This window comes from Pedobacter sp. L105 (assembly GCF_009765875.1).
GTDB lineage: Bacteria > Bacteroidota > Bacteroidia > Sphingobacteriales > Sphingobacteriaceae > Pedobacter.
The window spans coordinates 60,523-87,496 of sequence record NZ_LMUP01000001.1 but is presented as its reverse complement, the minus strand read 5'-3'; the positions used below and the strand labels follow the sequence as shown (position 1 = coordinate 87,496).

Here is a 26,974-nt window from a genome sequence, read left to right as displayed (position 1 = left end):
AAACACCTTCTATGAAAGCAGCGGTTATAGATCTGGGTACAAATACCTTTCACTTGATTATAGCAGATATCACCGCTGATGGCGTGGAAGTGATCTACAAAACCAATATTCCCGTAAGATTGGGCGAAGGAAGGATCAATGAGAACCTGATCATTCCTGAAGCCTTTGAACGCGGTATAAAGACCTTAAATGATTTTAAGAAGGAAATAGACCGTCAGGGGGTGACGCTCGTTAGAGCGATTGCTACCTCTGCTGTACGCAGTGCAACTAATGGTGCTGATTTTGTTGCTGCTGCGTTCAGCAGGGCCGGAATCAAGATTGAAGTGATCAGCGGCGAAGATGAAGCTGCCTATATTTTTAATGGCGTAAAAGCAACAGGCAGCATCACCGCTCCATCGCTGATCATGGATATTGGCGGCGGCAGTACAGAATTTATCATCTGTAATCCTGAAGGCCAGCTCTGGAAGAAAAGTTATAACATTGGTGCGGCAAGATTAATGCAGGCTTATTTTCATTCAGATCCTATAAGTAAAGATGATCAGTCTGCAATTATTGGCCGTTTGGATGAAGAACTGGCCGATTTAAAACAGGCATGCCTTGATCTTCAACCAGAAGTATTAATTGGTTCAGCAGGTGCATTTGAAACTTTTGCAGTGATGCTGCTTAAAGGGATTGATATTAAAAATATCAGTTCAGCGGTATTGGATTTCACTGCTTACCGATCACTTTCGGCAAAGCTGATCAGTTCCACTCATGCAGAAAGAGCAGTTATGCCAGACCTCATTTCCCTTAGGGTGGATATGATCGTTATTGCTGCTATGATCACCAATTACGTGATCGAACATCTGGGTCTCAAAGCCATTAGCCTTTCTACCTATGATCTGAAAATGGGTGTATTGTATACGATTTGGGAAGATCAGAAGTTAGATAATGCATGATAAAGCTTTTCTGTAGGCAGGCCCATTACATTGGTATAGGAACCGGTGATTTTTTCTACAGCTATATATCCAAGCCAGTCTTGTATGCCGTAAGAACCCGCTTTGTCAAATGGATTGTATTTATTGATGTAATGTTCAATCTCTTCACTACTCAGCTTTCTGAAACAAACCTCTGTCACGTCATAAAAAGTCTCCAGTTTATCCCGGTAGGCCAGGCTCACACCTGTATATACCTGATGCGTGGTTCCCGATAGTTTAGTCAGCATTTCCCTGGCATGCGCTGCATCACCAGGTTTTCCTAAAATTTCCCCATTATAGGCTACAATGGTATCAGCAGTGATTACCAGGCTGTTTAATCGTTCTTCAACAAATGCCTTCGCTTTCTTTTCAGCAATATAACAGGCAATATCAGATGGGGAAAGATGATCAGGATAACTTTCATCAACCTCCTTCAGTACAACTTTAAAGTCGAGCTCCATTAATTGCATTAATTCTTGTCTGCGGGGTGATTTTGAAGCGAGGATAAGCGGAACGGTTTGCTGGTACATGTATTTAATTTTGCGCTAAAATAACAAAAGCGGCCAAAAGCCGCTTCTGTTATTTGATATTATTTTAGTTAGAGCCTCCTGCGGGCTGGCCTCCGCCATTGCCCCTATTCTGCATGGCTGCTTTTCTTTCATCCTGGTAAGCAGAAAATGCTTTTTTCTGATCGTCAGTAAGCAATGCATTAATCTTTGCATTATTCTCATCCATCAAAGACATCATTTTAGTCCGCATCGCCGACCTATCATCACCCGCCGCTTCACGCGCTTTGGCCATTTGAGTATTTTGATCTAAAAGAATTGCTTTAACCTTAGTTTGCTGATCTGCTGTCAGTGTCAATTTATCAGTCAGCGTAGCAGTCATTTTTGTTGCTCTTTCTTCTGGAGTGCCAGCCATACGGCCACCACCTTGTGCGTGTGCAAATGTCATTACACTAAATAACAATCCACAGATAACAAATAATTTTTTCATAGCTATTGTTTTTTTAACAAGATAGAGAGAAAAAGAGACAAAAGGTTTAAATGTCTTTTGTAACTTATTTGCTGGAATCGGCTGCAGAAGGGTTGGGATCAAACCATCTGCCCTGCACTTTAAGTACTTTTTCTATCACGTCCCTTACAGCAGTTTTGCCCCCGTTAAAAGGAGAAACATACTGACTGATGGCTTTAATTTCGGGGGAAGCATCAGCAGGACAGGTAGGGATTCCTACCAGCTTCATCACGTTAAAATCGGGCAGGTCATCTCCCATATACAATACTTCAGCAGCACTGAGATGGTTACGCTCCAGGTAATCATTAAAGACAACTACTTTGTCAGAAACCCCTAAAAAAACTTCAGGTATACCTAATCCCGCAAAGCGTTTCTGCATAGCCTGACCACTGCCGCCAGAAATGATGCAGACATGGTACCCTTTTTTAACGGCCAGCTGTAAGGCATAACCATCTTTAATATTAAAAGTACGCAACAGCTCTCCCGATTCAGCTGCAAGTACATCACCGCTGGTTAATACCCCATCTACATCAAAGACGAAGGTGGTTATATCTTTTAGTTTTTGCAGTAACATTAGTCCTGATTATCCCTCCATTCGTAAACCCAGGCAGACTGGATCTGTTCCAGGTGACCTTCATTACTTTCTTCTCTTGTACCTTTAAAGTTTGGCAAGGCCAGCACCCATTCTACCAATTCAGTAAACCTGATGCGATAGATTTTAGCTTCATTAAACTCATTACCAAATTTTTCATATAACTCCTGTGCAATATCTTCATGATCCTGCCAGTGAACGGGTAAAGCAAATTTATCCAGCATAGTATTATTTACTCGGGTTAATTAGTGACCTAAAAATTCTGACTGATCGGGAATCAATACTTCAATATCACCACTTTCTGCCACACACTGACAGCCTAGCCTCGAAATGATCCTCGGGCGAACAGCCCTGTCGATAAAGTCTTCTTCTTTATCTGATATTTCCTGAATGTTATCCATTCCTTTAGTGACATATATGTGGCAGGTACTACAGCCGCAAACACCACCGCAGTTATGCTGCAAATCAATTCCATTATCGAGGCAGATTTCAAGAACAGATTCTCCGCCTGCAATAGGCAATATTACCGGTTCCTTATCCTTCTCTTCAAAACTGACTTTTAGCTGGAAAATATTCATAATTGCTCACAAAAATAAGCACAAAAACTACAATAGATGTGTTTTTTTTATGCTGTTACTTAGTGTTTGATAGATTTGCTGTAATTCGGGAGAATCTTTTAACAAATCTAAATGGTTGTTGATGGTTTGCTGGTCGTTCCGCACTGCAGGTCCAGTTTGCACTTCAAACGGCTTAGCATATCTGATTTTTTCTGCGGTCTCCATAATCAATGGTTTCAGCAGATCAAATTTTAGCTGATGCTCTTCCAGAAGTTTGCTGCTAAGTTCATAAAGGTGATTGCTGAAGTTACAGGCAAAAACCGCGGCAAGGTGCAGGATTTTACGCTGATCTGTACTCACCACAGAAACATGCGAACTGAGTAATTGTGCAATAGCAGCTATTTTCTCCAGCGTTCCCTCGTTATTACCTTCAATACAAAAAGGCACGCTGGTTAAATCTAAAGACTTTGTTCTGGAGAATGTTTGGAGGGGATAAAGTACACCATAACCAGTTCCTGTACCGGCCAGAACATCCATGGCAGTTGCTCCTGATGTATGAACTACAATACCTCTTACATCTTTTAGATGCGAAGCAACTGAAGCAATAACATCGTCTTTAACAGCAATTACATAACAATCGGCAGATTGGTCAAGATCTTCCCAGCGATGAAAAGGTTTCGCCTTAGTTAGCGCTGCAAGGATCTCCGCATTTCGGCTGTCATGACTCCATACTTGTACGATTTCAGCCCCCATCGCTTTAAAAGCGATGGCGAGGTGTGTTGCCACATTTCCTGATCCTATACAAACAATGTTCATTTAGGCCGCTTTAATTTCTTTTTGTCTTCTGAAAATAGAGATCAGGAAGCCGATCACCATAACAATTAAACCAGACCAGTAGATATTGATATATGGAAATTCAATAGATTTAAATACCACCCAGTCTTTAGCTTGCTGAGGTTTTTCAAACACCTGCAATTCTACTTTCTTTTGATCAGGCAATATTTTAGTGAACCTCAGTCTCAATCCCAAATCAGTAATGTTACGGGCAAAATCAAATGTATTGTTACCCTTTACCAGGAAGATAGGTTCTGTTTTATAAATCTTACCATTCAAATCTACTTCCAGTGGAAGCCCAACAGCAAGATCACCAGGAGCAAGTGCCAAACTTTTCGCCGTAGGTTTAAAGTTAAGGCCTTTTACAGTAAGGATACCACTGCTGGTATGTAAAGTATCACCTTCACTTACGGTAACTACACGTGGTTTTTTGTAATTCGTTTCGTCACTCTCTGCATCCATCTCTCCATGTGATTCCCTTTTGTCGGGAGCACTGGTGATGTGTGTATAGATATCATGGGTCAGGTAATGTTTTGTATCAGGAGAAGCGATCAGTCCCATTTTTTCATTGATCTGAATACGGGGATTTAAATCGAAATCTTCTTTAAGTTTACCCGTTGCAGGGTCGTAAACTTTAAAGTTCAGCTTGTAGTATGTATTTGGGGCAATGGTTGTATCACTGGTATAAGTGACCGTATAACTACCCATCTTTTTAGGTTCGTTCTTGTAAAGCACTATATTTTCACCCGGTTTATCTGCCTTTTCAAAATCCTTTACAGGAATAAAGTTGGAGGCATTGATGGAAACAGGCTTACTCGTTGCCGCAGCAACCAAAGCGCCAATCAGTAATAAGGCAAATCCGATGTGGGCAACAGCCGCTCCGACCAGTTTGCGTTTACCTGTAAGTCCCTGGGAAAGTACCCTGGCATTAGACATAATCGCAAATATACAGCTGAACGACAGCAGGATATAGATCAGGTTATGGTATACATCGGTTATATACACAAAGGCGGCAGTCAGGATCACCGCGAAAACCAGAGTGGCAACCAATCCACTGTAAAACTTACGAAGATCTGTACGTTTATATTTCAGGAACTGGGAGAAGCCCGATATTAGGGTTACCAGAATAGCAAACGGTGCCTGCCACTGGTTATAATATTTCACCGGGTCAATTGGAGGTGCAAAGTTGGTACTGAATAATTTATTAAATACCGGAACAGAAGTTGAAAAGATCACCTGAATACAGGAAACAGTAACTACCAGTGCCCCAATGAACATCCAGAATTCTCTTGAATAAGTTTCTTCGTCTTTATTGGTAATAGGTAATTCTTTCCATCTTAAAATAATCAGGACTACCGGAAGGATTAAAAACACCACATTAAAGATCACCAGCTGACCAGACATGCCCAGATCTGTAAAAGCATGTACAGATGTATCTCCAAGGATACCACTTCTGGTTAAGAAAGAAGCATACAATACCAGGATAAAACTAATCAGTACCAGGGCAATGGAAGTAAAATAAGCATGACCTGTATTTTTGAAAGCGATCATCACGTGCAGTGCTCCGATTAAAGTTAGCCATGGAATAAATGATGCATTTTCTACAGGGTCCCAAGCCCAGAAACCACCAAAGTTCAGTGCTTCATAGGCCCAGAAGGAACCCATAATAATCCCTGTACCCAATACCATTACCGCAAACAGTACCCATGGCAGGGCAGGTTTAATCCATTCTTTATATCTTTTTTGCCAAAGCGCAGTAATTACATAAGAGAATGGTACAACCATACTCGCAAAACCAAGGAACAATGTTGGCGGGTGGATCACCATCCAGTAATTCTGTAACAGTGGGTTTAACCCTCTTCCGTCGGTAATAAATTTGAGGTAATTTCTATAATTTGCAGCATCGGCAAATACTACCGGCCCCATTTCTTTCAGGTTTACGGCATCCCTTAGCAGGATAAAAGGAGAACTGCCAACACGGTAATGGAAAATTTCAATCCCCAGTAACATAGAGGTCAGAAACACCTGTGAAGAAGCAATTACGGTTAAGATACCGGTTTCCCACGACTTAGCTTTCCACATCAGTATGGTTCCCAGCAGTGACTGCCAAAAAGCCCATAACCAGAAACTTCCCTCCTGGCCTTCCCAAAAAGCAGAAACAATATAATATACAGGAAGCGATTTGGAAGAGTGGGAATAAACGTAATAGTATTCGTTATAATGATTAAGGATCAAATAGAACAGTGTAGAACCAATAGCAATTACACTTGCAAAGTTAATCAGGAATGCAATCCGCCCGATCCGAAGCCAGGATTTATCTGACAGGTCTTTATTTTGTGTGGCGAAGTAATAGGAAATAGCTGAAAGCAGTGAAGCTGCAAATGCTAAAACAATAAAAAACTGCCCAACTTTGCCGGGGAGGAGGGTCTCTCCTGTAAATTGAATGTCCATTAAGATTATTTGTATTTTTGAGCCTGTCCGTTCTGGTTGATCTCTACCAGGTCGTTATTGTATTTTGAAGGGCATTTCATTAAAATCTTTGATGCATAAAACGTACCGCCATTCATACTGCCAACCAGTACCAGTTTTTCTGAACGCTCAAAATCCTGTGGCTTAGTTCCACTGTAGACTACTTTTTTAACATCACCTTTTTCATCTTTCATATAAAAAGAGAAATGGTTTGCGTCTTTAAAAGCGTCATAAAAAGTACCTTTGTCTTTTGCCCAGTGCCCCATTACATGAAATTCACCAGCATCTTTAGCCGCTTCGGTAAAGGTTGAATAATTACTGGTTTTAGCATTTAAGCTCACCAGGAAACAAACACAGATCGCAATTGTAATCAAGCCAATAATTGCACTTTTCTTCATCGGTATATTATTTTGTTTTTTTATCTATTCAATAGCCTTGAGCGGCGGCTTCGTTTTGCTGCAGCCGCACTGCATCACAAAATAAAACAATACGCAAAGATAAAAAATATAAGTACCTTATACCTAGTCGGAGGTACCTAATGCTTTAGATGACAAAATATTGATAGTTGGCTGACAAAAAAACTACACAAAATCAGGGCACCTGCCATAAATGCAGGGACATATACTATTTAAGGTATTCTGCTTTAATCAATTGTGGCATTTCTGCCCTTACATGCAAAACTTTAGGCCTGGAAACACTTCTGATATAGGGATCCCAGGGATTCCGCTCATAATAATCCTGATGTGAGCTTTCTGCCGGATAAAAAACGCCGAATTGTTCTGCTTCTGTTACAAATTGTCCGTTGTAATCCTTTTCTGCCTGCATTTTTGACATTACTTTATAAATTGATTTCAATTCCTGCGGATTACGGTAAAAAGCAATTGACCTGTATTCAGGCCCTACATCTGGTCCTTGCCTGTTCAGTTCTGTAGGATTATGGGCAAAGAAAAATGCACGCAGCAGCTCTTCATAGGAAATCACCTGTGGATTATAATATACCTGTACAGATTCTGCATGCCCTGTATTTTGCATCGATACTTCTGCATAGGTTGGATCAACAGTGCTTCCCCCGGCATATCCACTGATTACTGTGTTTACCCCTTTTAGCTGAAACAGGCTTTCCTGCATTGCCCAGAAACAACCGCCGGCAAAGGTAGCAACAGCTTCTGAAGAAGTTGGTTTGGGCAGCACGGCAAAACCATTGTTACTCGCTATTTTCTGACTCCCTGAACATGCATTTAAGAATAGGGCTACTGACAATAAAAAAAAACCTGCTTTCATCGGTATCTTGATTTTGGATAATTCCATCCTGTGACAACCAATATACGGAATTTGCATGCCCGGCATTTCAACCTGAATGTCATATTGAAGCTCCTTTTTTTTACAAAAAAAATCCGCAACGTTCTCACGTTACGGATCCCCCTTTTAAACATATTCAAAAAATCTGACCTATGGCCAAATACCTAAGTTCATATAAGAAACTGCAATTTTATCGATCGACCCGACAAATGCAGCCGTTCTTAACGTCTGTATACCAGGCTTGGTGACTAAAGTTTCCCTGATCTCATGATAAGAATGAATCATCGTATCTTCCAGTCCGGAGTTTACCAGTTCCAGTTCAGAAGCACCTTTAACGATCATCAACCTGTGTTCTGATGGTATGCTTTGTCCGGTTAAGCTTTCCAGTGTATTGATCAGGTTAGCGTTAGAGTTTTCTGCATAACGTTTTTCCATGCGGCCAAAAGCTACGTGAGAAAGGTTTTTTAACCATTCAAAATAAGATACCGTTACCCCACCGGCGTTACAATACATATCAGGAATGATGATACCGCCCATTTCTGTAAAGATCTCTTCCGCCTCTGGCGTACAAGGACCATTAGCACCTTCAGCGATGATTTTCGCCTTGATGTTTTTGATGTTGTGAACAGTGATCTGATTTTCTAGTGCTGCAGGAACCAATATGTCACATGGCTGCTCCAAACCTTCCATCGGATTTTTAAATTCTTTAGCTCCCGGGAAACCTAAAATTGAACCTGTTAGCTTGCGGTGCGCAAAAACCTCGTCAACATTCAGCCCGTTCTCATTGTAAATGGCACCTTCGTATTCACAAAGACCAACAATAGTAGCACCAAATTCAGCCAGGAATTTTGCGGAGTGGTAACCCACATTTCCTAATCCCTGAACGATAACCCTTTTATCACCTAAACCAGCCTTAAGGCCAATTTTCTCCATATCTTCCGTAATCCGCACACATTCCCTTACGGCATAGGCAACACCACGCCCGGTAGCTTCCTTACGTCCGCGGATACCATGCAGGGCAATAGGTTTACCGGTAACACAACCAAGGGCATCCAGCTGACCTGGGTTCATGGTCATATACGTATCGGCAATCCAGCTCATTTCACGCTCGCCAGATCCATAATCGGGAGCAGGAACGTCAATACCAGGGCCAATAAAATTCTTTTTGATTAATTCCGTTGTGTAACGGCGGGTGATGTTCTCCAATTCTGCTACGGTGTAGTTTTTTGGAGTGATTTTAATTCCCCCTTTAGCACCGCCAAAAGGAACATTTACAATTGCGCACTTGTAAGTCATCAGTGCTGCCAGTGCCATTACCTCATCCTCATTTACCATCTCACTGTAACGAATCCCTCCTTTTGTAGGACTCATATGGTGAGAGTGCTCCACACGCCATGCATCTATAACTTCGAATCCATTACCCCTGCGGATAGGAAACTGGAAGCGATACACACTGTTACAAGCTTTAATTTGGGAGAGTAATCCATCCGGGTGCCCAGTGAATTGTGCTGCGTTATCAAAATTCTTACAGACATCTGTAAAGAAAGTTGTCTCGTTTGCTGTAGTAGCCATTATTTATTTGGTTAGAGTATTTATTCTTTTACGGGTGCAAAATTGCACTAAAAAAAATGATTAATACAAATAAATAATAACTTAGTGTAACTCCAACAATTTGATAAAATCGATCAAAAACCTCTGTTAAAGGCTTTAAAAATAGATTTTGTATTAAGATTTTTTTTCTAATTTTTTTATTCTTCGCTCTACAGAGAACAGGAAAATGAGTAATCCTAATAAAATTAGGGTGACACAGGTAACAACAACGTAGATTTTATCAGATCCTGCTAAAGTATCTGCAACGGCAGATCCTTCACCCTGAGCGAATATTTGTACACTAACAAGGAGCAGCAACAGGGTGGTTAATATTTTTTTCATAATTCCTTAAATTGATTTATACTAATTTCTTTTTTTCTAAAGAGGCAACTCTAAATAATATGCTGTAGATCCATCCGCCAATCATGATCCAGCCTGCACATGCAGGGTAAAATACCATTCTCATATGGCTATCCAGGTCATAGGCATTAAATCCCGGGTTCCCCCCGTTACCCGGATGAAGTGAGTCTGATAACCTTGGCAGTACAAAAAGTAACACGACCATCATTGGAAAAGCAAAAATATTGTAGATAGCAGAGATCTTTGCACGTTTTTGCTCTTCATCAATCGCATTTCTCAATACCAGGTAAGCAAAATACAATAACATGGCAATGGCCGCAAAATTCTGCTTTACATCAAAACTCCATGCTTGTCCCCAGGTGAAACGCGCCCATACAGAACCGGTAACCAGGCCTAGTATACCAAACACAATCCCGGCGTTGATACTTTGAACCGACTTCAAATCATCTTCTTCATTGTTGGTGCGCAGATATTTAACGCTGTGGTATACGGAAATACTGAAAAGTGTGATCATACTGAACCACATCGGCACATGGAAATATAAATTTCTAATGCTTTGATGCAGAATAGGTAAAGGAGGTACTGTAAACAGGAAGCCTGCTATAGTAGAGTAAACTACCAGTACTGACCCTAAAATTTTCCACCAGGATTTATACATTATTTTAGATTTAAGATCGCCTTTTAAACGGATCATCTGTAGTGCTGATCAGTCTGAAATTTGAGAATTCAAAGGTAATAAAGCTTTATATATTTCGGTTAATTATTGTAAATCAGGTTAATCACGCCATAAATAGGGAAATAACAAGAGAGAAAATACAGCCACCAGTACATTGATAATCACCAGCGTAGCTATTTCATCCAGGCTCACACTCCTATCCAGTCCGTCTACCGCATTTTTTGACAGCTTGATCAGCATGATGATTACCGGGATAACTACCGGAAAGCTTAAAATTGCCATCAGCATCCCTCCGTTACCTGCTTTAGAAGCGATAGCAGAGATCATGGTAAAAATGGTAGAAAAACTTATACTTCCCAGCACCACAGCCAGCAGATATAAGCCCATATCCTGAGGTGTATAGTCAAATACCAGCAGATAAAATCCTAATGCGATGAATGTAACCAACAGCATTAAAAAGATATTGTAAATGGTCTTTGAAATGATCAGTGCCAATGGGCTTGCTATCGTGTAAATGTATAACTGCCTGCCCTTACTTTCCTGAAGAAAGCTTTTTGAAACCGTATTGATCGAAGCGAATAACATGATGATCCAGAAAAGGGCATTCCAGGTAACCCCCTTAAGGGATCTAAACGATAAAAAACAGACAAATACTGTAGATACTACATAAAGTATTACCCCATTCAATGCATACTTTGAACGCCACTCGAGCAACAATTCTTTTCCAATTAAAAATTTGACTTCTTTTACTAATTGCATTTCGTAACAAAGATAATTTTATCGTTGGTTATTTTTGAAACCAGCAGCAATTTGCAGCTGAAATCCCAATATTATTGTACTCCCCTGATAAATGGCTATTTAATGCCGCCGGATTATCCGGCAGCACTAGAAGATTAGTTGGGTAAGCTGGAAAACTCAGACTTTACAGCTGGTTTTTTAACGGTAATCAAAGCCAGGGCACCGGCAATGATGACCATCCATCCCCATTTATATTTTACTACCCGCGAAGCGAGATTGATCAGGTTCCTGAAATGAATGAAACTAAAATAGTCGTGAGATTTAAACCATACCGCAGCTAAAGTGAGTATCACCCAAACGATGGCTGTCCAGCCCGAACCGCGCATCAAATCTGTTTTATTTAAAAAAGCACCCAATAAAGCTAAAACTACAATGACATAATAGACTGATCCTAAAGAAATATCTATCCCAAAATAGTTCCAGTTTCCTATGATAGGAACATGTACCAAAGGACACATGCCGCCTACAGCCATAACTACGGCTCCAATTACACCTTGCGTTCTCATCAGGTTATGAATTATAGGAAATTATTTACCCTGGTCTATTCCCATCTTATCTGCAAAATGTGCACAATAGTCACGCAGATCTTCAACAATTAATTTCTCTCCTGTAGCTTTTAAAAAGCTATCGCCCATAGTTTGCAGGGTTTCATAAAAGAATCTTTTCATCTCATCAACAGGCATATCTTTAGTCCAGAGATCAATACGCATTGAGTTTTTATAATTGTGATCCCACAAAGCAAGCATCATAGACTTAACAGGTACTTTTTCCTGTTTTTCTGCATCTGTAGATTCCCATAATAAATTCTCAGGGACATTATTATCGTCTAACTCTACCGTTATTTTAATTTCTGCTGTTTTCATCAGTAAATAATTGTTTTTTTTTAAAGGTTATGAAGCTTGCATCGGCTTATTCATTTTCGCAAGCTGTTAGCTTGTGCAGGTTTCATTAAAGAATATGTTTGTTTAATTTATTAAGCAATGGTCATCTTCATAATGACCATTAAAACCAGGGTAAATACAATAAATGCACATTCTACTACCCATAGATTTCGGAGCAAAGGTATAAACTTCCGGAAAATTAGATCTGAAATGAATGCAATAATTGCAGCTAAAAAACAAAGGCCAATCACCATTCCGTTAATTCCCTTTTGAACCGGCATTTGCTGCGCAGGGCTAATCAGAAGAAACCCTCCCAGTACCAGGCAAGCCGAAGTGGCTATATTTAATGGCGTTAATTTCAAGACTAAGTTTTTTTGAATTTTCTCTTTTTCCAGGCCGGGGTTTTATCCGCTTTTTTCTTTGCAGCAGCGGCAGCCGCCGTAGCAATGGCAGCGGCGTGTTTCTTCTCATGGAAGGCACCTTTAAAGTCAGGATCATCTTTTTTCTTCTGATTGTCAATCTCCCTGGCAATGAATTGTTTTTCCTCAAAGGGCGTTTCTTCAATAAAAACTTCCTCTGGTATAGGAATTACAGGAATGTTTTGACGCATCAGTTTTTCAATCTTCCTGACGTAGTAGGTTTCTGCTTCGGTACAGAAGGTCAATGCATCTCCTTTAGCATATGCCCTGCCCGTACGGCCGATACGGTGAACATAATCTTCAATGATGATCGGCACATCAAAGTTTATTACATGGCTTACCTCAGCAACATCGATCCCTCTGGAGGCTACATCTGTAGCCACGAGCACACGTAAATTTCCTTCTTTAAAAGCATTGATGGAATTGATCCTTGTATTTTGCCCTTTATTGGCATGAATTACCCTAACGGCTTCTTCGCCAAAACGGCGTACAATAAAGCTGTGTATGTTATCGGCAACAGTTTTGGTTTTGCAAAAAATGATCAGCCTTTTAAAATCAACATCATTTTTCAGCAAATGCTGGAGCAAATTGATCTTGGTTTTAAAGTTCGGCACCTGATATAAAACCTGGGTTACGGTCTGCGCAGGCGTAGCCTGCTCTCCCACCTCAATAATGGTAGGGTTTTTCAGGAAATCCCCGGCAATTTTATGCACCAGCTCACTCATGGTGGCAGAGAAAAGCAAATTCTGTCTTCTGCGCGGCACCACTTCCAAAATACGGTGAATAGAACCTATAAAGCCCATATCCATCATTTTATCAGCTTCATCCAACACCAGGAATTTCAGGTATTGGGTATTGATGTGTCCTGATAAATATATATCAAGGAAACGTCCTGGTGTAGCAATAATAATATCTACCCCTGCTTTGATCTGCTCAATCTGTGTTTTCGGTCCAATCCCCCCAAATACCACTACAGAACGCAGGTCAGTATATTTTGAAAATATTTTTACATGTTCAGCGATCTGCATAGCTAACTCGCGCGTTGGCGCAAGAATTAAAGCACGCGCAGCATCTCCCTGGGCATATTTTAACTGCATTAATATAGGCAACACATAGGCTGCTGTTTTACCGGTACCGGTTTCAGCAATGCCAAAAATATCCTGTCCGGATAAAACCGGTGCAATTGCTTTTTCTTGTATTGGAGTAGCAACTGTAAACCCTGCATCAGCAACAGCATTTAAAATCTGTCTGTTAAGGTTAAACTCTTCGAATGTTTTCGACATTTTGCAAATATAGTATAATCTGGATTAGCTATTGGGGAAAACACATTTTAAGCTTTTGCAATTAATTAAAGCTTAAGCGCATAAACCTTGAAATTATACGCTTAAGCTTACCATAACTATCTAAAAGTAAGTTTCGCTCTTAGCAAAACCGCAGCAGACTCTGCTGTTTTCTTTTCAAATAAATTCATGTCTTTAAATTTGTCTAAGCTATGATCAATTTTGACAACTGTCTTTTGACCAAGGGTAACTTTATTTGTTTTCATATCATTATAAATTTAAATTTTTCTAATCACTAAAAAGCCGTAATAGTTTTTGTTTTTCTGGAAGGGTTCATCATAATCTTCTTCTTCCGAAGTCTCTGTTGCTGGTTTAAAAACGTGCCCGTACAGTTCATAATTTTTAATAATTTCATCGAAGTATTTATTAATTGCAATTTGATAGAGCCTCGTTCTTGCAGGATCGCTTCCTCTGATATAAATAATTTTATCCGGATAACAGCTAATAAATTCATTCACTGTAAATGCCCCAGTTGTTAAGATTTTCATCATATCACCATTATTAGATCTCACACTATCATCTACCGATTTACCATTTTCAGATAGATTACCAAAACACAAATTATATATATCCGGCAGTTCAGCATGAACTTTCTTGTATTGTATTAGTTTCTTAATCGCTCCATTTTTGCCTTCACTAATAAATTTGAATTCAGATTTATCAGGTGACGAAGTAATATGTTGATATCTCTCATTGTTCATTCTTCGTTAATTATTTACAAGAGCAAATATTGTAATTATTTAGAACAATAAAAAATAAATGATTAATATTAAATTACTATAAATTTAATTATAGTCCAATATTTTGTATGCATAAAAAATAGACCTTTTGAGCATCAATGATCTTCCAGATTGCATTAAAGGTGTGTTTCAAACGATTTGATTAAAAAGTTTATAGATTTGCAGATATGAAAACTATTCTCATTAAAGCCGCAACTTTAGTTAATGAAGGCAAAACTTACGTTGCGGATGTTTTTATCAAAGACGGATTTATTGACGAAATAAGCCCAAACATTAGCAAAACAGCAGATCAGGTGATCAATGCAGAAGGATTACACTTGTTTCCTGGTATGATTGACGATCAGGTCCATTTCAGAGAACCCGGTTTAACCCACAAAGCAGACATCTTTACGGAAAGTATGGCTGCTGTAGCAGGTGGCATCACCTCTTTTATGGAAATGCCCAATACTGTTCCCAATACGTTAACACAGGAGCTGCTGGCCGACAAATACGCTATTGCCTCAGAAATGTCACTGGCCAATTACTCCTTTTTTATGGGGGCCTCCAATGATAATATAGAAGAAGTACTAAAAACAGATCCGGCAAATGTTTGCGGTATCAAAGTATTCATGGGTTCTTCTACCGGAAACATGCTGGTAGATAATCAACAGGTACTGGAAAATATCTTCAGTCAGGCGCCAATGCTGGTAGCTACACATTGCGAAGATGAATTGACCATTCGGAATAACATGGCGGCCTACAAAGAAAAATACGGAGAAAACATAACGATAGACATGCATCCGCTGATCCGCTCGGCCGAAGCCTGTTATATCTCCTCTTCATTAGCCGTATCCCTGGCAAAAAAATATAATACGCGTCTGCATATCTTACATATCTCTACAGCTAAGGAAGTAGGCCTGTTTGATGCCATTACGCCATTAAAAGATAAAAGGATCACTGCCGAAGCCTGTGTTCATCACCTTTGGTTTGATGATCATGATTATGCTGAAAAAGGAAACCTGATCAAGTGGAACCCTGCAGTTAAAACAGCAGCAGATAAAGAAGCGATCCTTAAAGGAGTACTGGATAACCATATTGACGTGATCGCCACAGATCACGCACCACATACGATAGAGGAAAAAGCACAACCCTACTTACAGGCACCTTCAGGCGGCCCGCTAGTGCAGCATGCACTACCTGCACTGCTGGAAATGTATCATCAGGGCAAGATCTCTCTGGAAAGGATCGTAGAAAAAACTGCGCATAACGTAGCTACCTGCTTCCAGATCGACAGAAGAGGTTTTATCAGGGAAGGTTACTGGGCAGACCTGGTACTGATTGCGCTGAATGATCCGGTTAAAGTAACCAAAGCCAATATTTTATATAAATGCGGCTGGTCGCCATTTGAAGGACAAACTTTCAAAGCAGATATTACCCACACTTTTATATCAGGCAATCTGGCTTACCAGAAAGGTAAATTCATGACCAACGAAACAGGAAAAAGATTAGCTTTTAACCATTAAATGAGCCCGCTCACCCGTAATAAAACCCGCCGTCTGGGCATCCTGTTCAGTATAGCTGTACTGATCTTCCTTTTTGGACTGAGCAGTACGGCAGTGGAATCTGTTTATTCGGAAGGGCTCTACCAGTATACTTCTGTCGCACAGCGCTTCATCAGTTCCAAAGTGCCATTCGGACTGGGAGACCTGCTCTATGCACTCCTCATTCTATATTGTCTGTGGTCAATCTTCAGCGTCATCCAAAAAGCTTACCGCAAGCAGATAAATAAACAACTGATCATCTTTCGCCTATCCAGCTTTCTGTTATGGGTATATATCGTGTTTAAATTGATATGGGGTTTAAATTACTCCCGCCCCTCTGTTTCCAGACAACTGGGGATCAGCAATAAAAAATACACAACCGAAGAATTGATCCTGCTGGGCGATTTCCTGATCAAAAAGATAAATAAGGCAGGAGAACAAGTAACAACACACCATGCGCAAAAAACATTTACGATAAAAGAACTGGAAAGCAGGGCTAAATTTTCATACGATAAACTGGCGCTGATCAATCCATTCTTCCGGTACCATAACCCTGCAGTGAAACCTGTATTATCAGAATGGCTGGTCACTAAAATAGGAATTGAAGGTTATTACGCACCTCCATCAGGCGAAGCCAACGTAAACATGCGTCTTCCATCTACAGAGCTGCCATTTGTTACCTGCCATGAAATTTCACATGAACTGGGTATAGCACGTGAAGATGAAGCCAATCTATACGGATACCTGGTAAGCATTAACAGTCCTGATTTGTATTTCCGCTATTCCGGATATTACAACATTCTCAGAAATGTGCTTTTCGAGATCAGGATCAAATCCCCTGAAGACTTCGCAAGGCTGATAAAAAAAATCAACCCGGCTACACTGGCAGATTTCCAGGCCGAGCAGGACTTCTGGGCAAAATATAACGGCGATATGTCGGCTTATATGAACACTGCACTGGATAAATTCCTGAAGATCAATAACCAGAAAAAAGGAACAGACAGTTACCAGGATATTGTGTTATGGGTATTTAACCTCCACCGCTTTGAGATCGAAATGGTACCCGGCAAAAAGCAGTTGCAACGTTCTCCACTGATCCCTCTTGATTCAAATTAAAATCATCCCTTAATACACAATTTGAATTTATGCAACAGGCTCTGGCACAAATTCCGTTAATAATTGATGCAGGATAAAATAGTAATCTTCAAAACAAAAAAAGCATTAAAACATTCCTAAATTTGCTTTGATTATGGCAAAGATATCCATCAACCTGGCAACAGGTTCTTTACAGAAAGAAGAGATCATTGTAGGCATAGATTTAGGCACTACAAATAGCCTGATCGCATTTATCGACCCCGATAAAAAACCAAAGGTGATCAACGATACAGGAAAAGGCATTTTAGTCCCTTCTATAATACATTTTAATACTGCAGGCGAGATCGTAGTGGGTAATGAAGCGAGGGAATTTCTGATCAGCGACCCTGCCAATACAATATTTTCTGTAAAGCGGTTATTAGGCCGTTCTTATAAAGATGTAGCTGAACATCTGGACACCTTCTCCTATCAACTGATTGATGATGATGATGATTCGCTGGTCAAAATACGGGCCGGCAATAAATTCTACACCCCTATCGAACTGTCTGCTGAAATTCTGAAAGAATTAAAAGCAAGGGCAGAACATGCCTTAAAAACACCGGTAAACAGAGCGGTAATTACTGTCCCGGCCTATTTCAATGATAGTCAGCGCCAGGCTACAAGGGATGCAGGAAGGCTCGCCGGACTGAATGTATTAAGAATACTGAACGAACCTACAGCCGCCAGTTTAGCCTATGGTATCGGACTGGACCCAACAGAAGAAAAAACCATAGCCGTATACGATTTGGGAGGTGGAACATTTGATGTTTCTATTCTGTCTATTCAAAATGGCATATTCGAAGTATTGTCTACCAATGGAAATACTTTTCTTGGAGGTGATGATTTCGACCGCGCCATTGTACATTATTGGATAGAAAAAAACAAGCTGGATAGTGTAGCGGCAAAAGCCGATCCTGTATTGATGCAACAGCTTCGTTTAAAAGCCGAAGAAGCCAAGAAAGCGCTAAGCAGCCAAAATCTCTTCAATGAAAAATTAGGTGAGATCTGGTGCACACTGGACAAACAAACTTTTGAACTGCTGATTGAAGCTAAAGTGACAGAAACACTGAACTCCTGTAAACAGGCCATGGCAGATGCAAAACTATCGGTTGCTGAAATTGATGAAGTAATCCTGGTGGGCGGATCTACACGCAGCCCTTATGTAAAAGCAAAAGTAGCCCAATTCTTTGGCCGCCAGCCGCATGATCAGATCAATCCGGATGAGGTAGTAGCTTTAGGAGCAGCCATTCAGGCAGATATTCTGGCAGGAAACCGCTCAGACGTCCTGTTACTGGACATAACCCCGCTTTCCCTTGGTATAGAGACGATGGGCGGATTAATGGATGTGATCATTCCCAGGAATGCCAAAGTACCAACCAAAGCCGGCCGCCAGTATACCACCTCTATAGACGGACAGGTAAATATGAAGATCTCTGTTTACCAGGGAGAACGTGATCTGGTACAGGAAAACAGGAAATTAGCTGAATTTGAATTAAGAGGTATTCCTTCCATGCCTGCCGGATTGCCCAAAGTGGATATCAACTTTATCCTGAATGCGGATGGAATCTTAACCGTACAGGCAATTGAACTCCGCTCTGGTGTAAAACAGGAAATAGCCGTTAAACCAAGTTATGGCCTGACGGATGATACCGTAGAAAAAATGCTGACAGACAGTATTACCCATGCCAAAACCGATGTAGAACAGCGAATGTTTATTGAAGCCAAAGGCGAAGGGGAACAGCTGGTTTATACAGCGGACCGTTTTATAGAGAGGAATGGCAATATATTAACTCCGGAAGAACTCACCCATACTAAACTTCATATCACTGCACTGAAGGATGCCTTAAATGGTGGGAATAAAGATATCATTCTGAAAAAAGCCGACGAATTAAATGAGTTCACCCGTCCTTTCGCCGAACGCCTGATGGATATGGCCGTTTCACAATCCATGAAGGGGAAAAAAATAGATTAACTACCAACTTACAGCGAATCGTATTACATTTACAAAAATGAAAAGAGCTTTCATTTTTGTTTCCCTCGCCCTGTTAACCAGCTCCTGGGGGTTTTATGCACATATGCGGATCAACCATCTGGCAGTATTTACCCTGCCTTCCGGCATGGCCAGGTTCTACAAATCAAATATTTCTTATCTGACCGACCATGCAACCGAACCCGATAAGCGTCGTTATGCAGATACTGCAGAAGCACCACGACACTATCTTGATGTGGAAAGTTATGAACCGGAGATTGATAGTATACCCCGAAAATGGGATGATGCCCTAAAAAAATACGGACTCAAAAAACTAAATAAAAACGGGATTCTCCCCTGGCAGATCCAGCGCAGTTATTACCAGCTGGTGAATGCTTTTAAACAACGGGATTCAATTCACATTTTGCGCCATTCAGCTTACCTGGGGCATTATCTGGCTGATGCCCATGTTCCTCTCCATACCACCGAAAATCACAATGGGCAGCTTACCCATCAGGAAGGTATCCACGCTTTCTGGGAAAGTCGTCTTCCTGAGTTATTTGCCGATCGGTATAATTTCCTGGTAGGCAGGGCAACTTATGTAAATGACCCGCTACAAGAAGCCTGGAAGATCGTTACCCATACGCATGCCCTCACAGATAGTGTATTGGAACTGGAAGCGGAATTGAATAAAAATTTCCCAGCCTACAGAAAGTACAGTTATTCCAAAAGGAACAAGCAGGTCACGAAACAGTATTCCTTTGAATATTCAAGGGATTACCATGTCCTGCTGAACCATATGGTAGAACGACAAATGCGTGCAGCTATTTTAGCCATTGGCTCTTACTGGTTTTCTGCCTGGGTTGATGCAGGACAACCAACTTTGGAAAAGTTGGTTAAAATACCAGCAGATACTTCCGAACGTCACTTCCGTTCAGAAATAGACAAAAAATATAAAGAAGGAAAAATTATTGGCAGGGAAAACTAGTTATAAAACGTCTTTTGGTTTTACAAACCTGGATTTAATCGCCGCAAAGATTACCGGTGCAATAGTCACGGCAATAATGAAAATGATCACCAGCGAAAAATTATTCTTTACTACCGGGATCTGTCCCAGTGAAAATCCTAAGAACAATAAAATAGCAATCCAGGTTACCCCTCCTATTACGTTAAATAAAGTAAACTTGCCGAATGACATTTTAGATACACCTGCTACAAAAGGTGCTATAGTCCGTATAATAGGGATATAACGGCTGAAAATAATAGCTTTCCCACCGTGTTTCTCAAAAAACACATGTGCCTGGTTATAATAATCCAGCTTAAGGATTCTATTTCCCTCTTTAAATACCTTAACTCCTAAAAAGCCACCCAGTTTATAGTTTAACGTATTTCCTAATATCGCAGCTGCAGATAACAACAGAAACATCAGCCAGATATCTAAACCTGTATCTCCTTTTGCAACCAGGGCACCAACAGCAAATAACATTGAATCTCCGGGTAAAAAAGGAGTCACCACAAATCCTGTTTCAGCGAAAATAACAATGAACAAAATGAGGTAGGTCCAGGTCTGGTAATTGCTCACCAGTTTAACCAATTCTACATCGGTATGTAATATAAACTGTATGATCTGATTGATGATGTCCATAGGTCGGTATAAAAAAACGTCATTATGATAGACAGGTGCAGTCGTACATAATGACGTTCATCGTAAATATTTTATTTTTAATTGTAGTTGTTCAGCATAACCGGCATAACCAGCATCAGTACATCTTCGTTCTCGTCGTTAGTTTGAGGGATCAGTAAACCGGCACGGTTTGGTGTAGATAACTCTAAAGTCACTTCTTCACCGCTCAGGTTACTTAACATCTCAATCAGGAAACGGGCGTTGAAACCAATTTCAAGATCTTCTCCTTCATACTGGCAGCTCAAACGCTCGTGTGCCTCATTGGCAAAGTCAAGATCTTCTGAAGAAATGTTCAATTCACTTCCATTGATCTTAAGTCTTACCTGATGGGTAGTCTTATTAGCAAAAATAACCACACGGCGTAAAGTATTCAGGAATAAAGCCCTGTCGATAATTAATTTATTAGGGTTATTCGCAGGAATAACGGCCTCATAGTCTGGATAGCGTTCATCGATCAAACGGCAAACCAGGTTGATGTTTTCAAATTTAAAAAAAGCACTGGTAGCATTATAATCAACAGATACGTTAATATCAGTAGAAGGTAAAGCAGCTTTCAATAGTGTAAGTGCTTTTTTAGGCAGAATGAAAGAAGCAGTTTTATCTGCTTTGCTATCCATACGTCTGTATCTTACCAGTTTATGTGCGTCTGTAGCCACAAAAGTAATATACTGATCAGATAACTGACAATATACGCCTGTCATAGCCGGGCGAAGTTCGTCGTTACTTACGGCGAAGATCGTTTTGGTAATCGCTTCAGTTAATACAGAAGCAGGAAGATTTACTGAAGAAGCATTTTCAACGGTAGGGATCTTAGGGAAATCATCTCCATTTTCACCACTCAGTTTATACTTTCCGTCACCAGCGCTGATCTCAATAGAAAATGAAGAATCATCAATATTAAAAGAAATTGGCTGATCAGGAAGTGTTTTCAAAGTATCTAATAAAATTCTTGCCGGTACAGCTACTTTTCCGCCTTCTTTAGATTCAACAGGTAAAGAAGTAGTCATACTGGTCTGCAGATCTGTTGCAGATATAGTCAAACTTCCGTCTTTGATCTCGAAAAGGAAATTTTCCAGTATCGGCAAAACAGTACTGCTGCTTGATGCACCATTAACCGTTTGTAAATGTTTTAAAAGTGTTGATGTGGATACAATAAATCTCATAATATGATCTTGTCAATTCTCAAAAATATAAAAATTACCTTGTATACTTATACTTACGGTAATAATGTTGAAAAATTGCGAAGGATACTAACAGTAACAATGGAAGTATCAGATTGATAAACTGCCATTTTGTTTTTTCCGCCCGCAACAGCTGTTTATCCAGTAGCCTGACCTTGACCTCTTTATTCCGCAATTCGATCAGGTTATCATCTGAAGACAGGTAATCTGCAATGTTTAATAACAAGGCTTTATTTCCAAAATTCCTTTGTGTATAGCGGTCAAATCCAAGTGGAAAAACAGATCCATCACGGCTGCTCACCTGATTTCTGAAGATATCACCATCCCCGATCACAATCATTTTGGTAGGTTTGCTTCTTTCCGGCAGCGTATATTTCTCGGTGATGCCCTCCGGAATACCTCTGTTTAAAAAGACAGAAGGAAAGGAACCTTCCAGTAATACCGCAGCATTTTTAGGAGGATTGGTAAAAGACCGCTGATCTGGTGTTTCTGCTACGCTTTGCAGGGAAAGCAACTTAGGCGTGCTGTATACCATATTATAAGAAGAGGTATGCAGGATAGTAGTTTTTTTAACTCCCTTCACACCTATGGTATCTACTGTACTCAAAAATTCGGTACGTATACCATCAATATTTTTTACCAGGTTACTGGAATTATCAGGAACCAATACCGGGAAATAGATCCAGGGCGCCATTTGTATATCCCGCTGCTGTCCGCCGCCACCGCCCATCGCTATGGGAATTTCAGCACAGTTCAAATCTGCTACCAGGTTATAATTTACCCTTGCGCCATACATGAACAGCATATCATCCAGGTTCAGTTTATTGTTAAAAGCCAGCTGCTCGCCCTTACCCTGAAGGCTATCCAGATCTGCACTTACCTGGTCTAGGCTCCATACTACCCTGCCGCCATTCATCACAAAGTAATTGATCTTGTATTTTACAGCTTCAGAAAACTCCTTTTGCGGTTTGGTGATAAAAAGGACTTTAAGTTTATCCAGCCCTACTTTACTGATCAGGTTAAGATCTACACGGCCTACCTCATAACTATCAGAAAGCGACTTTATCGCGTCGCTCAGGTAGGCATCAGCAGGTTCTCCATTACCTTCGGTAAATCCTATCCGGGGGTTCTCTCCCGTAGTTACTTTTTTAATGGCAGAAGTAAATACATATTCCAGGTTCTGAATAGAGTTATTGATATTCTGCTCATAGTTACCTCCCGCATCCAGGTTCTGCAACAGTTTAACCGCTATCTGTTTATTTCCGGATTGTACGATAGCCATCGGGAAAACAGTTTTTTGCGTAAAACCTGCATCACTTTTTATATTCAGATTGGTTGGTTCTACACCAATAGCATAGAGGTTACGTAAAACGGTATCCTGCGCCTGCTGGTCCAGGCCTGCAATAGGATCGGTAAATACTACTTTAATTTTAGCAGATGAACTGGCCTTATAATCATTCAGCAGATCTGCGGTAGCATGCTGAAGCCGTTTGAAAGCAGCAGGCAGATTACCCTCCAAAAATACCGTAACAGTAACTTCCTGATTGGTATGTGCTAAAACAGCCTTAGATTTTGGATGCAGGGTAAACCTTTTGTCTGAGGTAAAATCGAAACGCGTGTAGGCATACTGAGCGGCCACATTAAATATAACCAGGAGGATAACAAATAATAAGGGCCCCATCCACCTGGATCTCTTAACAGCTACCATTTCCTACCTCCTATCACCAGCCTGGTGCTGCCCAGAAATAATAAAATAAATGTGCTAAAATAAACCAGATCGCGTGTGTCGAGTACGCCCCTGCTCATGGATAGAAAATGTTCATTAATACTCAGCCAGGCAAAAACATCTTCCAGTTTATCAAAAGCAAAAATTTTGCTGAGGGCATCAAAACCACTGTAAGCGATAAAAGATAGAAAAACCGCCACTGCAAAAGCAATCACCTGGTTTTTTGTAATTGACGAGGCAAATATGCCGATAGCGGCAAAAGCGCTGCCCAGTAAAAGTAAACCGATGTAAGAACCAGCTACAGCTCCCCCATCTATATTCCCCTTAGGCATTCCCAGTTGTGTAATAGCGTAATAATATAATAAGGTAGGAAGTAAAGCAAATAGAATTAATGTAAGACAGGCGAAGTATTTACCCAAAATGATTTGCCATTCTGTTAACGGACGGCTGGCTAATAAGATATAAGTTCCTTCCCGGCGTTCTTCTGCGAAGGAACGCATCGTTATAGCAGGAATTAAAAACATAAATAAAAATGGAGTGAGGCTAAAAAAACCATTCAATTCGGCATAGCCGTATTCCAGAATAGATGTATCCGGAAAAAACCATAACAGCAAACCTGAAACCAATAGGAATACACCAATGGTGATATAAGCCATTAGTGAATTCAATAAACTGAATAATTCGCGTTTAAATACTGCGTACATGAAAAATGATAATGAAGCCGAAGTTAGATAAATAACGGGAATTTAACCCGGTGAAAATACACCAGCTTAAGATCAGGGGTATATAGGAATGTCATATCCTGCTAATTCGTTAAAGACCTGAATATATCTTCCAGTGAATCTGTTTGATGTTTTTCTTTTAATCCTCCCAAAGAAGAATCAGCTACGATTTTACCTTTATTGATGATCACCACCTGATCGCACAGCGCCTCTACTTCCTGCATAATATGTGTAGAGAGCACGATAGTCTTGTTTTTCCCGAGGCTTTTGATCAGCTCACGGATATCAGTCAGCTGATTCGGATCTAAACCTGTGGTGGGCTCATCAAAGATCAGTATCTCTGGATCATGGATAATGGCCTGCGCCAATCCCACCCGCTGTTTATATCCTTTACTCAACATAACGATCTTTTTGTGCTGCTCTGCTCCCAAACCTACCCTGGCAATCACATCCTTAACTTTACTCTCCACCTGTGATAACTGGTAGGTATTCGCTACGAAGTTCAGAAATTCTTTCACATACATGTCTGTATATAAAGGTGTATTCTCGGGTAAATATCCAAGAATACGCCTCATTTCCAAACTCTGGAGCTGGGTATCAAACTTGCCCAGGCTAGCTTTGCCTGCAGTAGGCTGCAGATAACCTGTCAGCATACGCATAGTGGTAGACTTACCCGCACCATTGGGCCCTAAAAACCCAAGTATCTTACCCGGAACGGCCTTAAAACTGATATTGTCTACCGCTTTTTGCTGACCATACGTCTTAGATAAACCTTCTACTTCTATACTCATTTATATACCCGATTCTAATGCCCTAAGAGACATCACTTTCAAAAGTAATAATTAGTCCTTACTTATTTACCCCAACTTTCTATATTTGCAGTATTATGGCCAAAACGAATAGCGACGAATTATTTAAAAATGTGATCTCTCATGCCAAGGAATATGGTTTTGTATTTCAAAGCAGTGAAATATATGATGGATTAAGTGCCGTATACGATTACGGTCAGCTGGGTGCAGAATTAAAAAACAACATCAAAACTTACTGGTGGAAGTCTATGGTTCAAATGCATGATAACATTGTAGGGATCGACTCTGCGATTTTTATGCACCCTAAAGTATGGAAAGCCAGCGGACACGTAGACGGGTTCAGCGATCCCATGATCGATAATAAAGATTCGAAGAAACGTTACCGTGCCGACCAGTTATTAGAAGACAAGATTGCCCGTTATGAAAAAGACGGAAAAACAGATAAAGCAGCAAAACTTCAGGCCGATATGGATGAAGCGCTTAAAACAGAAAACCTTCCGCAGTTAAAAGTGCTGATTGAAGAACATGAAATTGCCTGCCCGGTAAGTGGAACAAGAAACTGGACAGATGTACGTCAGTTTAACCTGATGTTCAGTACCCAGTTTGGTGCTATGGCCGAAGGTGCCGAAGAAGTATACCTGCGTCCGGAAACTGCACAGGGTATTTTTGTAAATTTCCTGAACGTACAGAAATCGGGAAGAATGAAAATCCCTTTCGGTATTGCACAGATTGGTAAAGCTTTCAGAAATGAGGTGATTGCACGTCAGTTCATCATGCGTATGCGTGAATTTGAACAAATGGAAATGCAGTTCTTTGTACGCCCCGGTGAAGAAATGAAATGGTATGCTTACTGGAAAGAAGCACGTTTGAAATGGCATACTGCTTTAGGTACTGATCCTGCAAAATACAAATTCCATGACCATGCTAAACTGGCACATTATGCCAACGCTGCTGTAGATATCGAATTTGAATTTCCTTTTGGATTTAAAGAAGTAGAAGGTATACATAGCCGTACCGATTTTGATTTAAAACAGCACCAGGAGTTTTCTGGTAAGAAAATGCAATATTTTGATAACGATCTGAATGAAGAGGGTAAACCTTATGGTAATTACATCCCATATGTGATTGAAACTTCAATTGGTTTAGACCGTATGTTCTTACTCACCATGATCAATGCTTTTGAAGAGCAGGACCTGAGTGAGGGCGAAAAAACAGATAGCCGTACTGTACTTCATTTACACCCATGCCTGGCACCTATCAAAGCGGCAATTTTACCCCTGACTAAAAAAGATGGCCTGCCTGAAAAAGCAATGGAAATTGTAAATAATCTGAAACTGGATTACAACATTGCTTATGAGGAGAAAGACTCTATAGGAAAACGCTACCGCAGACAGGATGCAATAGGTACTCCGTTCTGTATCACTGTTGATCATCAGACATTAGAAGATAATACGGTAACTATCCGCCATCGCGACAGCATGGAGCAGCAGAGAATTGACATCATCGACCTGGAGTCACTGATTGCAAGCAGGGTAAGCTGGAGAAATCTATTAAAATAATTATAAAAAATAGGACTACTGAGACCTGTTAGATAACTAGCAGGTCTTTTTTTGTTTATCAGCCAATTTATTAACAATTGATACGTTAAACTATTCAATCATCAGGCAGTCCTATCATCGTTAAAAATGATCAGGTATTAAGACC

Annotated in this window: 30 protein-coding genes; 6 read left to right on the top strand and 24 right to left on the bottom strand. The window is 40.4% G+C overall.

Features of this window, described 5'->3' with window-relative positions:
* Positions 1 to 11: 11 nt before the first annotated feature.
* On the top strand, positions 12 to 938 hold the full coding sequence (locus tag GSQ84_RS00410) for an exopolyphosphatase (protein WP_158795272.1): 927 nt from the start codon (positions 12 to 14) through the stop codon (positions 936 to 938).
* Here the strand turns inward: GSQ84_RS00410 and GSQ84_RS00405 are convergent.
* From GSQ84_RS00405 to GSQ84_RS00315, 19 genes are all read right to left on the bottom strand, one after another.
* On the bottom strand, positions 917 to 1,486 hold the full coding sequence (locus tag GSQ84_RS00405; RefSeq protein ID WP_158795271.1) for a nucleoside triphosphate pyrophosphatase: 570 nt from the start codon (positions 1,484 to 1,486) through the stop codon (positions 917 to 919). The two genes, GSQ84_RS00410 and GSQ84_RS00405, sit on opposite strands and share 22 nt — an antisense overlap.
* A 64-nt stretch (positions 1,487 to 1,550) precedes the next feature.
* Positions 1,551 to 1,952: a hypothetical protein gene (locus GSQ84_RS00400; protein WP_158795270.1), complete on the bottom strand. Its 402-nt coding sequence runs from the start codon at positions 1,950 to 1,952 to the stop codon at positions 1,551 to 1,553.
* Positions 1,953 to 2,016: 64 nt separating this feature from the next.
* The gene (locus GSQ84_RS00395) at positions 2,017 to 2,544 is read right to left on the bottom strand and encodes an HAD family hydrolase (RefSeq protein ID WP_158795269.1); all 528 of its coding nucleotides are present in this window, start codon (positions 2,542 to 2,544) and stop codon (positions 2,017 to 2,019) included.
* Entirely contained in the window at positions 2,544 to 2,786 is a 243-nt protein-coding gene (gene iscX, locus GSQ84_RS00390; protein WP_174238619.1) for a Fe-S cluster assembly protein IscX, read from the bottom strand. The genes GSQ84_RS00395 and iscX overlap by 1 nt, the downstream gene beginning before the upstream one ends.
* 21 nt (positions 2,787 to 2,807) lie before the next feature.
* Positions 2,808 to 3,140, bottom strand: a complete 333-nt coding sequence (locus GSQ84_RS00385) for a 2Fe-2S iron-sulfur cluster-binding protein (protein WP_158795268.1) — start codon at positions 3,138 to 3,140, stop codon at positions 2,808 to 2,810.
* Between the two features lie 27 nt (positions 3,141 to 3,167).
* Positions 3,168 to 3,935, bottom strand: coding sequence for a Rossmann-like and DUF2520 domain-containing protein (locus tag GSQ84_RS00380; RefSeq protein WP_158795267.1), 768 nt, complete (start codon positions 3,933 to 3,935; stop codon positions 3,168 to 3,170).
* The gene (locus tag GSQ84_RS00375) at positions 3,936 to 6,404 is read right to left on the bottom strand and encodes a heme lyase CcmF/NrfE family subunit (RefSeq protein ID WP_158795266.1); all 2,469 of its coding nucleotides are present in this window, start codon (positions 6,402 to 6,404) and stop codon (positions 3,936 to 3,938) included.
* Positions 6,405 to 6,409: 5 nt separating this feature from the next.
* On the bottom strand, positions 6,410 to 6,820 hold the full coding sequence (locus GSQ84_RS00370; protein ID WP_158795265.1) for a cytochrome c maturation protein CcmE: 411 nt from the start codon (positions 6,818 to 6,820) through the stop codon (positions 6,410 to 6,412).
* A 226-nt stretch (positions 6,821 to 7,046) separates the two neighbouring features.
* The gene (gene msrA / locus GSQ84_RS00365) at positions 7,047 to 7,703 is read right to left on the bottom strand and encodes a peptide-methionine (S)-S-oxide reductase MsrA (protein WP_158795264.1); all 657 of its coding nucleotides are present in this window, start codon (positions 7,701 to 7,703) and stop codon (positions 7,047 to 7,049) included.
* A gap of 168 nt (positions 7,704 to 7,871) precedes the next feature.
* Positions 7,872 to 9,293, bottom strand: a complete 1,422-nt coding sequence (locus GSQ84_RS00360) for a Glu/Leu/Phe/Val dehydrogenase (protein ID WP_158795263.1) — start codon at positions 9,291 to 9,293, stop codon at positions 7,872 to 7,874.
* Between the two features lie 153 nt (positions 9,294 to 9,446).
* Positions 9,447 to 9,653 carry a CcmD family protein gene (locus tag GSQ84_RS00355; RefSeq protein ID WP_158795262.1) on the bottom strand — a complete coding sequence of 69 codons (207 nt, stop codon included), beginning with the start codon at positions 9,651 to 9,653 and terminating at the stop codon, positions 9,447 to 9,449.
* Between the two features lie 16 nt (positions 9,654 to 9,669).
* The gene (gene ccsA / locus GSQ84_RS00350) at positions 9,670 to 10,329 is read right to left on the bottom strand and encodes a cytochrome c biogenesis protein CcsA (protein ID WP_158795428.1); all 660 of its coding nucleotides are present in this window, start codon (positions 10,327 to 10,329) and stop codon (positions 9,670 to 9,672) included.
* Between the two features lie 117 nt (positions 10,330 to 10,446).
* Positions 10,447 to 11,106: a heme exporter protein CcmB gene (locus tag GSQ84_RS00345; RefSeq protein ID WP_158795261.1), complete on the bottom strand. Its 660-nt coding sequence runs from the start codon at positions 11,104 to 11,106 to the stop codon at positions 10,447 to 10,449.
* 134 nt (positions 11,107 to 11,240) lie between these two features.
* Positions 11,241 to 11,651 carry a hypothetical protein gene (locus tag GSQ84_RS00340; RefSeq protein WP_158795260.1) on the bottom strand — a complete coding sequence of 137 codons (411 nt, stop codon included), beginning with the start codon at positions 11,649 to 11,651 and terminating at the stop codon, positions 11,241 to 11,243.
* Positions 11,652 to 11,672: 21 nt separating this feature from the next.
* A complete protein-coding gene (gldC, locus tag GSQ84_RS00335; protein ID WP_158795259.1) occupies positions 11,673 to 12,008 on the bottom strand; it encodes a gliding motility protein GldC in 336 nt (111 codons plus the stop codon).
* A 110-nt stretch (positions 12,009 to 12,118) separates the two neighbouring features.
* Complete coding sequence (locus GSQ84_RS00330; RefSeq protein ID WP_158795258.1) at positions 12,119 to 12,388, bottom strand: hypothetical protein; 270 nt, start codon at positions 12,386 to 12,388, stop codon at positions 12,119 to 12,121.
* 2 nt (positions 12,389 to 12,390) lie between these two features.
* Positions 12,391 to 13,728 (bottom strand): DEAD/DEAH box helicase, encoded by a 1,338-nt coding sequence (locus tag GSQ84_RS00325; RefSeq protein WP_158795257.1) that lies wholly within the window; start codon positions 13,726 to 13,728, stop codon positions 12,391 to 12,393.
* 116 nt (positions 13,729 to 13,844) lie between these two features.
* The gene (locus tag GSQ84_RS00320) at positions 13,845 to 13,991 is read right to left on the bottom strand and encodes a hypothetical protein (protein WP_158795256.1); all 147 of its coding nucleotides are present in this window, start codon (positions 13,989 to 13,991) and stop codon (positions 13,845 to 13,847) included.
* Positions 13,992 to 14,003: 12 nt separating this feature from the next.
* Complete coding sequence (locus GSQ84_RS00315; protein ID WP_158795255.1) at positions 14,004 to 14,486, bottom strand: hypothetical protein; 483 nt, start codon at positions 14,484 to 14,486, stop codon at positions 14,004 to 14,006.
* Between the two features lie 206 nt (positions 14,487 to 14,692).
* Between GSQ84_RS00315 and GSQ84_RS00310 the strand changes: the two genes are divergently transcribed.
* From GSQ84_RS00310 to GSQ84_RS00295, 4 genes are all read left to right on the top strand, one after another.
* Positions 14,693 to 16,027: a dihydroorotase gene (locus GSQ84_RS00310; RefSeq protein ID WP_158795254.1), complete on the top strand. Its 1,335-nt coding sequence runs from the start codon at positions 14,693 to 14,695 to the stop codon at positions 16,025 to 16,027.
* The gene (locus GSQ84_RS00305) at positions 16,028 to 17,161 is read left to right on the top strand and encodes a DUF3810 domain-containing protein (RefSeq protein WP_158795253.1); all 1,134 of its coding nucleotides are present in this window, start codon (positions 16,028 to 16,030) and stop codon (positions 17,159 to 17,161) included.
* A 133-nt stretch (positions 17,162 to 17,294) separates the two neighbouring features.
* Positions 17,295 to 19,151, top strand: coding sequence for a Fe-S protein assembly chaperone HscA (gene hscA, locus GSQ84_RS00300; protein WP_158795252.1), 1,857 nt, complete (start codon positions 17,295 to 17,297; stop codon positions 19,149 to 19,151).
* Between the two features lie 37 nt (positions 19,152 to 19,188).
* Positions 19,189 to 20,136, top strand: a complete 948-nt coding sequence (locus GSQ84_RS00295) for a zinc dependent phospholipase C family protein (RefSeq protein WP_158795251.1) — start codon at positions 19,189 to 19,191, stop codon at positions 20,134 to 20,136.
* Here GSQ84_RS00295 and GSQ84_RS00290 read toward each other — a convergent pair whose 3' ends face one another.
* The 5 genes from GSQ84_RS00290 to GSQ84_RS00270 all read right to left on the bottom strand — a co-directional run bounded on the left by GSQ84_RS00290 (position 20,137) and on the right by GSQ84_RS00270 (position 25,252).
* Positions 20,137 to 20,793 carry a VTT domain-containing protein gene (locus GSQ84_RS00290; RefSeq protein WP_158795250.1) on the bottom strand — a complete coding sequence of 219 codons (657 nt, stop codon included), beginning with the start codon at positions 20,791 to 20,793 and terminating at the stop codon, positions 20,137 to 20,139.
* Positions 20,794 to 20,870: 77 nt separating this feature from the next.
* A complete protein-coding gene (gene dnaN, locus GSQ84_RS00285; protein ID WP_158795249.1) occupies positions 20,871 to 21,995 on the bottom strand; it encodes a DNA polymerase III subunit beta in 1,125 nt (374 codons plus the stop codon).
* A 34-nt stretch (positions 21,996 to 22,029) separates the two neighbouring features.
* A complete protein-coding gene (gene gldG / locus GSQ84_RS00280; RefSeq protein WP_254070752.1) occupies positions 22,030 to 23,694 on the bottom strand; it encodes a gliding motility-associated ABC transporter substrate-binding protein GldG in 1,665 nt (554 codons plus the stop codon).
* A 20-nt stretch (positions 23,695 to 23,714) separates the two neighbouring features.
* Entirely contained in the window at positions 23,715 to 24,443 is a 729-nt protein-coding gene (gene gldF, locus GSQ84_RS00275; protein ID WP_158795247.1) for a gliding motility-associated ABC transporter permease subunit GldF, read from the bottom strand.
* Between the two features lie 101 nt (positions 24,444 to 24,544).
* Complete coding sequence (locus tag GSQ84_RS00270; RefSeq protein WP_158795246.1) at positions 24,545 to 25,252, bottom strand: ATP-binding cassette domain-containing protein; 708 nt, start codon at positions 25,250 to 25,252, stop codon at positions 24,545 to 24,547.
* A gap of 95 nt (positions 25,253 to 25,347) precedes the next feature.
* Here GSQ84_RS00270 and GSQ84_RS00265 point away from each other — a divergent pair, with 95 nt between their 5' ends.
* Positions 25,348 to 26,829, top strand: coding sequence for a glycine--tRNA ligase (locus GSQ84_RS00265; RefSeq protein ID WP_158795245.1), 1,482 nt, complete (start codon positions 25,348 to 25,350; stop codon positions 26,827 to 26,829).
* The last annotated feature ends 145 nt before the right edge of the window (positions 26,830 to 26,974 follow it).

What these genes read in the sequence shown, in the direction of transcription:
- ccsA (WP_158795428.1), bottom strand. Translation starts at nt 10,329, where the DNA reads ATGTATAAATCCTGGTGGAAAATTTTAGGGTCAGTACTGGTAGTTTAC.
- GSQ84_RS00370 (WP_158795265.1), bottom strand. Translation starts at nt 6,820, where the DNA reads ATGAAGAAAAGTGCAATTATTGGCTTGATTACAATTGCGATCTGTGTT.
- GSQ84_RS00340 (WP_158795260.1), bottom strand. Translation starts at nt 11,651, where the DNA reads ATGAGAACGCAAGGTGTAATTGGAGCCGTAGTTATGGCTGTAGGCGGC.
- GSQ84_RS00290 (WP_158795250.1), bottom strand. Translation starts at nt 20,793, where the DNA reads ATGGACATCATCAATCAGATCATACAGTTTATATTACATACCGATGTA.
- GSQ84_RS00380 (WP_158795267.1), bottom strand. Translation starts at nt 3,935, where the DNA reads ATGAACATTGTTTGTATAGGATCAGGAAATGTGGCAACACACCTCGCC.
- GSQ84_RS00360 (WP_158795263.1), bottom strand. Translation starts at nt 9,293, where the DNA reads ATGGCTACTACAGCAAACGAGACAACTTTCTTTACAGATGTCTGTAAG.
- gldF (WP_158795247.1), bottom strand. Translation starts at nt 24,443, where the DNA reads ATGTACGCAGTATTTAAACGCGAATTATTCAGTTTATTGAATTCACTA.
- dnaN (WP_158795249.1), bottom strand. Translation starts at nt 21,995, where the DNA reads ATGAGATTTATTGTATCCACATCAACACTTTTAAAACATTTACAAACG.
- GSQ84_RS00405 (WP_158795271.1), bottom strand. Translation starts at nt 1,486, where the DNA reads ATGTACCAGCAAACCGTTCCGCTTATCCTCGCTTCAAAATCACCCCGC.
- gldG (WP_254070752.1), bottom strand. Translation starts at nt 23,694, where the DNA reads ATGGGGCCCTTATTATTTGTTATCCTCCTGGTTATATTTAATGTGGCC.
- GSQ84_RS00325 (WP_158795257.1), bottom strand. Translation starts at nt 13,728, where the DNA reads ATGTCGAAAACATTCGAAGAGTTTAACCTTAACAGACAGATTTTAAAT.
- GSQ84_RS00295 (WP_158795251.1), top strand. Translation starts at nt 19,189, where the DNA reads ATGAAAAGAGCTTTCATTTTTGTTTCCCTCGCCCTGTTAACCAGCTCC.
- GSQ84_RS00385 (WP_158795268.1), bottom strand. Translation starts at nt 3,140, where the DNA reads ATGAATATTTTCCAGCTAAAAGTCAGTTTTGAAGAGAAGGATAAGGAA.
- GSQ84_RS00345 (WP_158795261.1), bottom strand. Translation starts at nt 11,106, where the DNA reads ATGCAATTAGTAAAAGAAGTCAAATTTTTAATTGGAAAAGAATTGTTG.
- GSQ84_RS00410 (WP_158795272.1), top strand. Translation starts at nt 12, where the DNA reads ATGAAAGCAGCGGTTATAGATCTGGGTACAAATACCTTTCACTTGATT.
- GSQ84_RS00315 (WP_158795255.1), bottom strand. Translation starts at nt 14,486, where the DNA reads ATGAACAATGAGAGATATCAACATATTACTTCGTCACCTGATAAATCT.
- gldC (WP_158795259.1), bottom strand. Translation starts at nt 12,008, where the DNA reads ATGAAAACAGCAGAAATTAAAATAACGGTAGAGTTAGACGATAATAAT.
- GSQ84_RS00375 (WP_158795266.1), bottom strand. Translation starts at nt 6,404, where the DNA reads ATGGACATTCAATTTACAGGAGAGACCCTCCTCCCCGGCAAAGTTGGG.
- iscX (WP_174238619.1), bottom strand. Translation starts at nt 2,786, where the DNA reads ATGCTGGATAAATTTGCTTTACCCGTTCACTGGCAGGATCATGAAGAT.
- GSQ84_RS00265 (WP_158795245.1), top strand. Translation starts at nt 25,348, where the DNA reads ATGGCCAAAACGAATAGCGACGAATTATTTAAAAATGTGATCTCTCAT.
- hscA (WP_158795252.1), top strand. Translation starts at nt 17,295, where the DNA reads ATGGCAAAGATATCCATCAACCTGGCAACAGGTTCTTTACAGAAAGAA.
- msrA (WP_158795264.1), bottom strand. Translation starts at nt 7,703, where the DNA reads ATGAAAGCAGGTTTTTTTTTATTGTCAGTAGCCCTATTCTTAAATGCA.
- GSQ84_RS00310 (WP_158795254.1), top strand. Translation starts at nt 14,693, where the DNA reads ATGAAAACTATTCTCATTAAAGCCGCAACTTTAGTTAATGAAGGCAAA.
- GSQ84_RS00270 (WP_158795246.1), bottom strand. Translation starts at nt 25,252, where the DNA reads ATGAGTATAGAAGTAGAAGGTTTATCTAAGACGTATGGTCAGCAAAAA.
- GSQ84_RS00305 (WP_158795253.1), top strand. Translation starts at nt 16,028, where the DNA reads ATGAGCCCGCTCACCCGTAATAAAACCCGCCGTCTGGGCATCCTGTTC.
- GSQ84_RS00355 (WP_158795262.1), bottom strand. Translation starts at nt 9,653, where the DNA reads ATGAAAAAAATATTAACCACCCTGTTGCTGCTCCTTGTTAGTGTACAA.
- GSQ84_RS00320 (WP_158795256.1), bottom strand. Translation starts at nt 13,991, where the DNA reads ATGAAAACAAATAAAGTTACCCTTGGTCAAAAGACAGTTGTCAAAATT.
- GSQ84_RS00400 (WP_158795270.1), bottom strand. Translation starts at nt 1,952, where the DNA reads ATGAAAAAATTATTTGTTATCTGTGGATTGTTATTTAGTGTAATGACA.
- GSQ84_RS00395 (WP_158795269.1), bottom strand. Translation starts at nt 2,544, where the DNA reads ATGTTACTGCAAAAACTAAAAGATATAACCACCTTCGTCTTTGATGTA.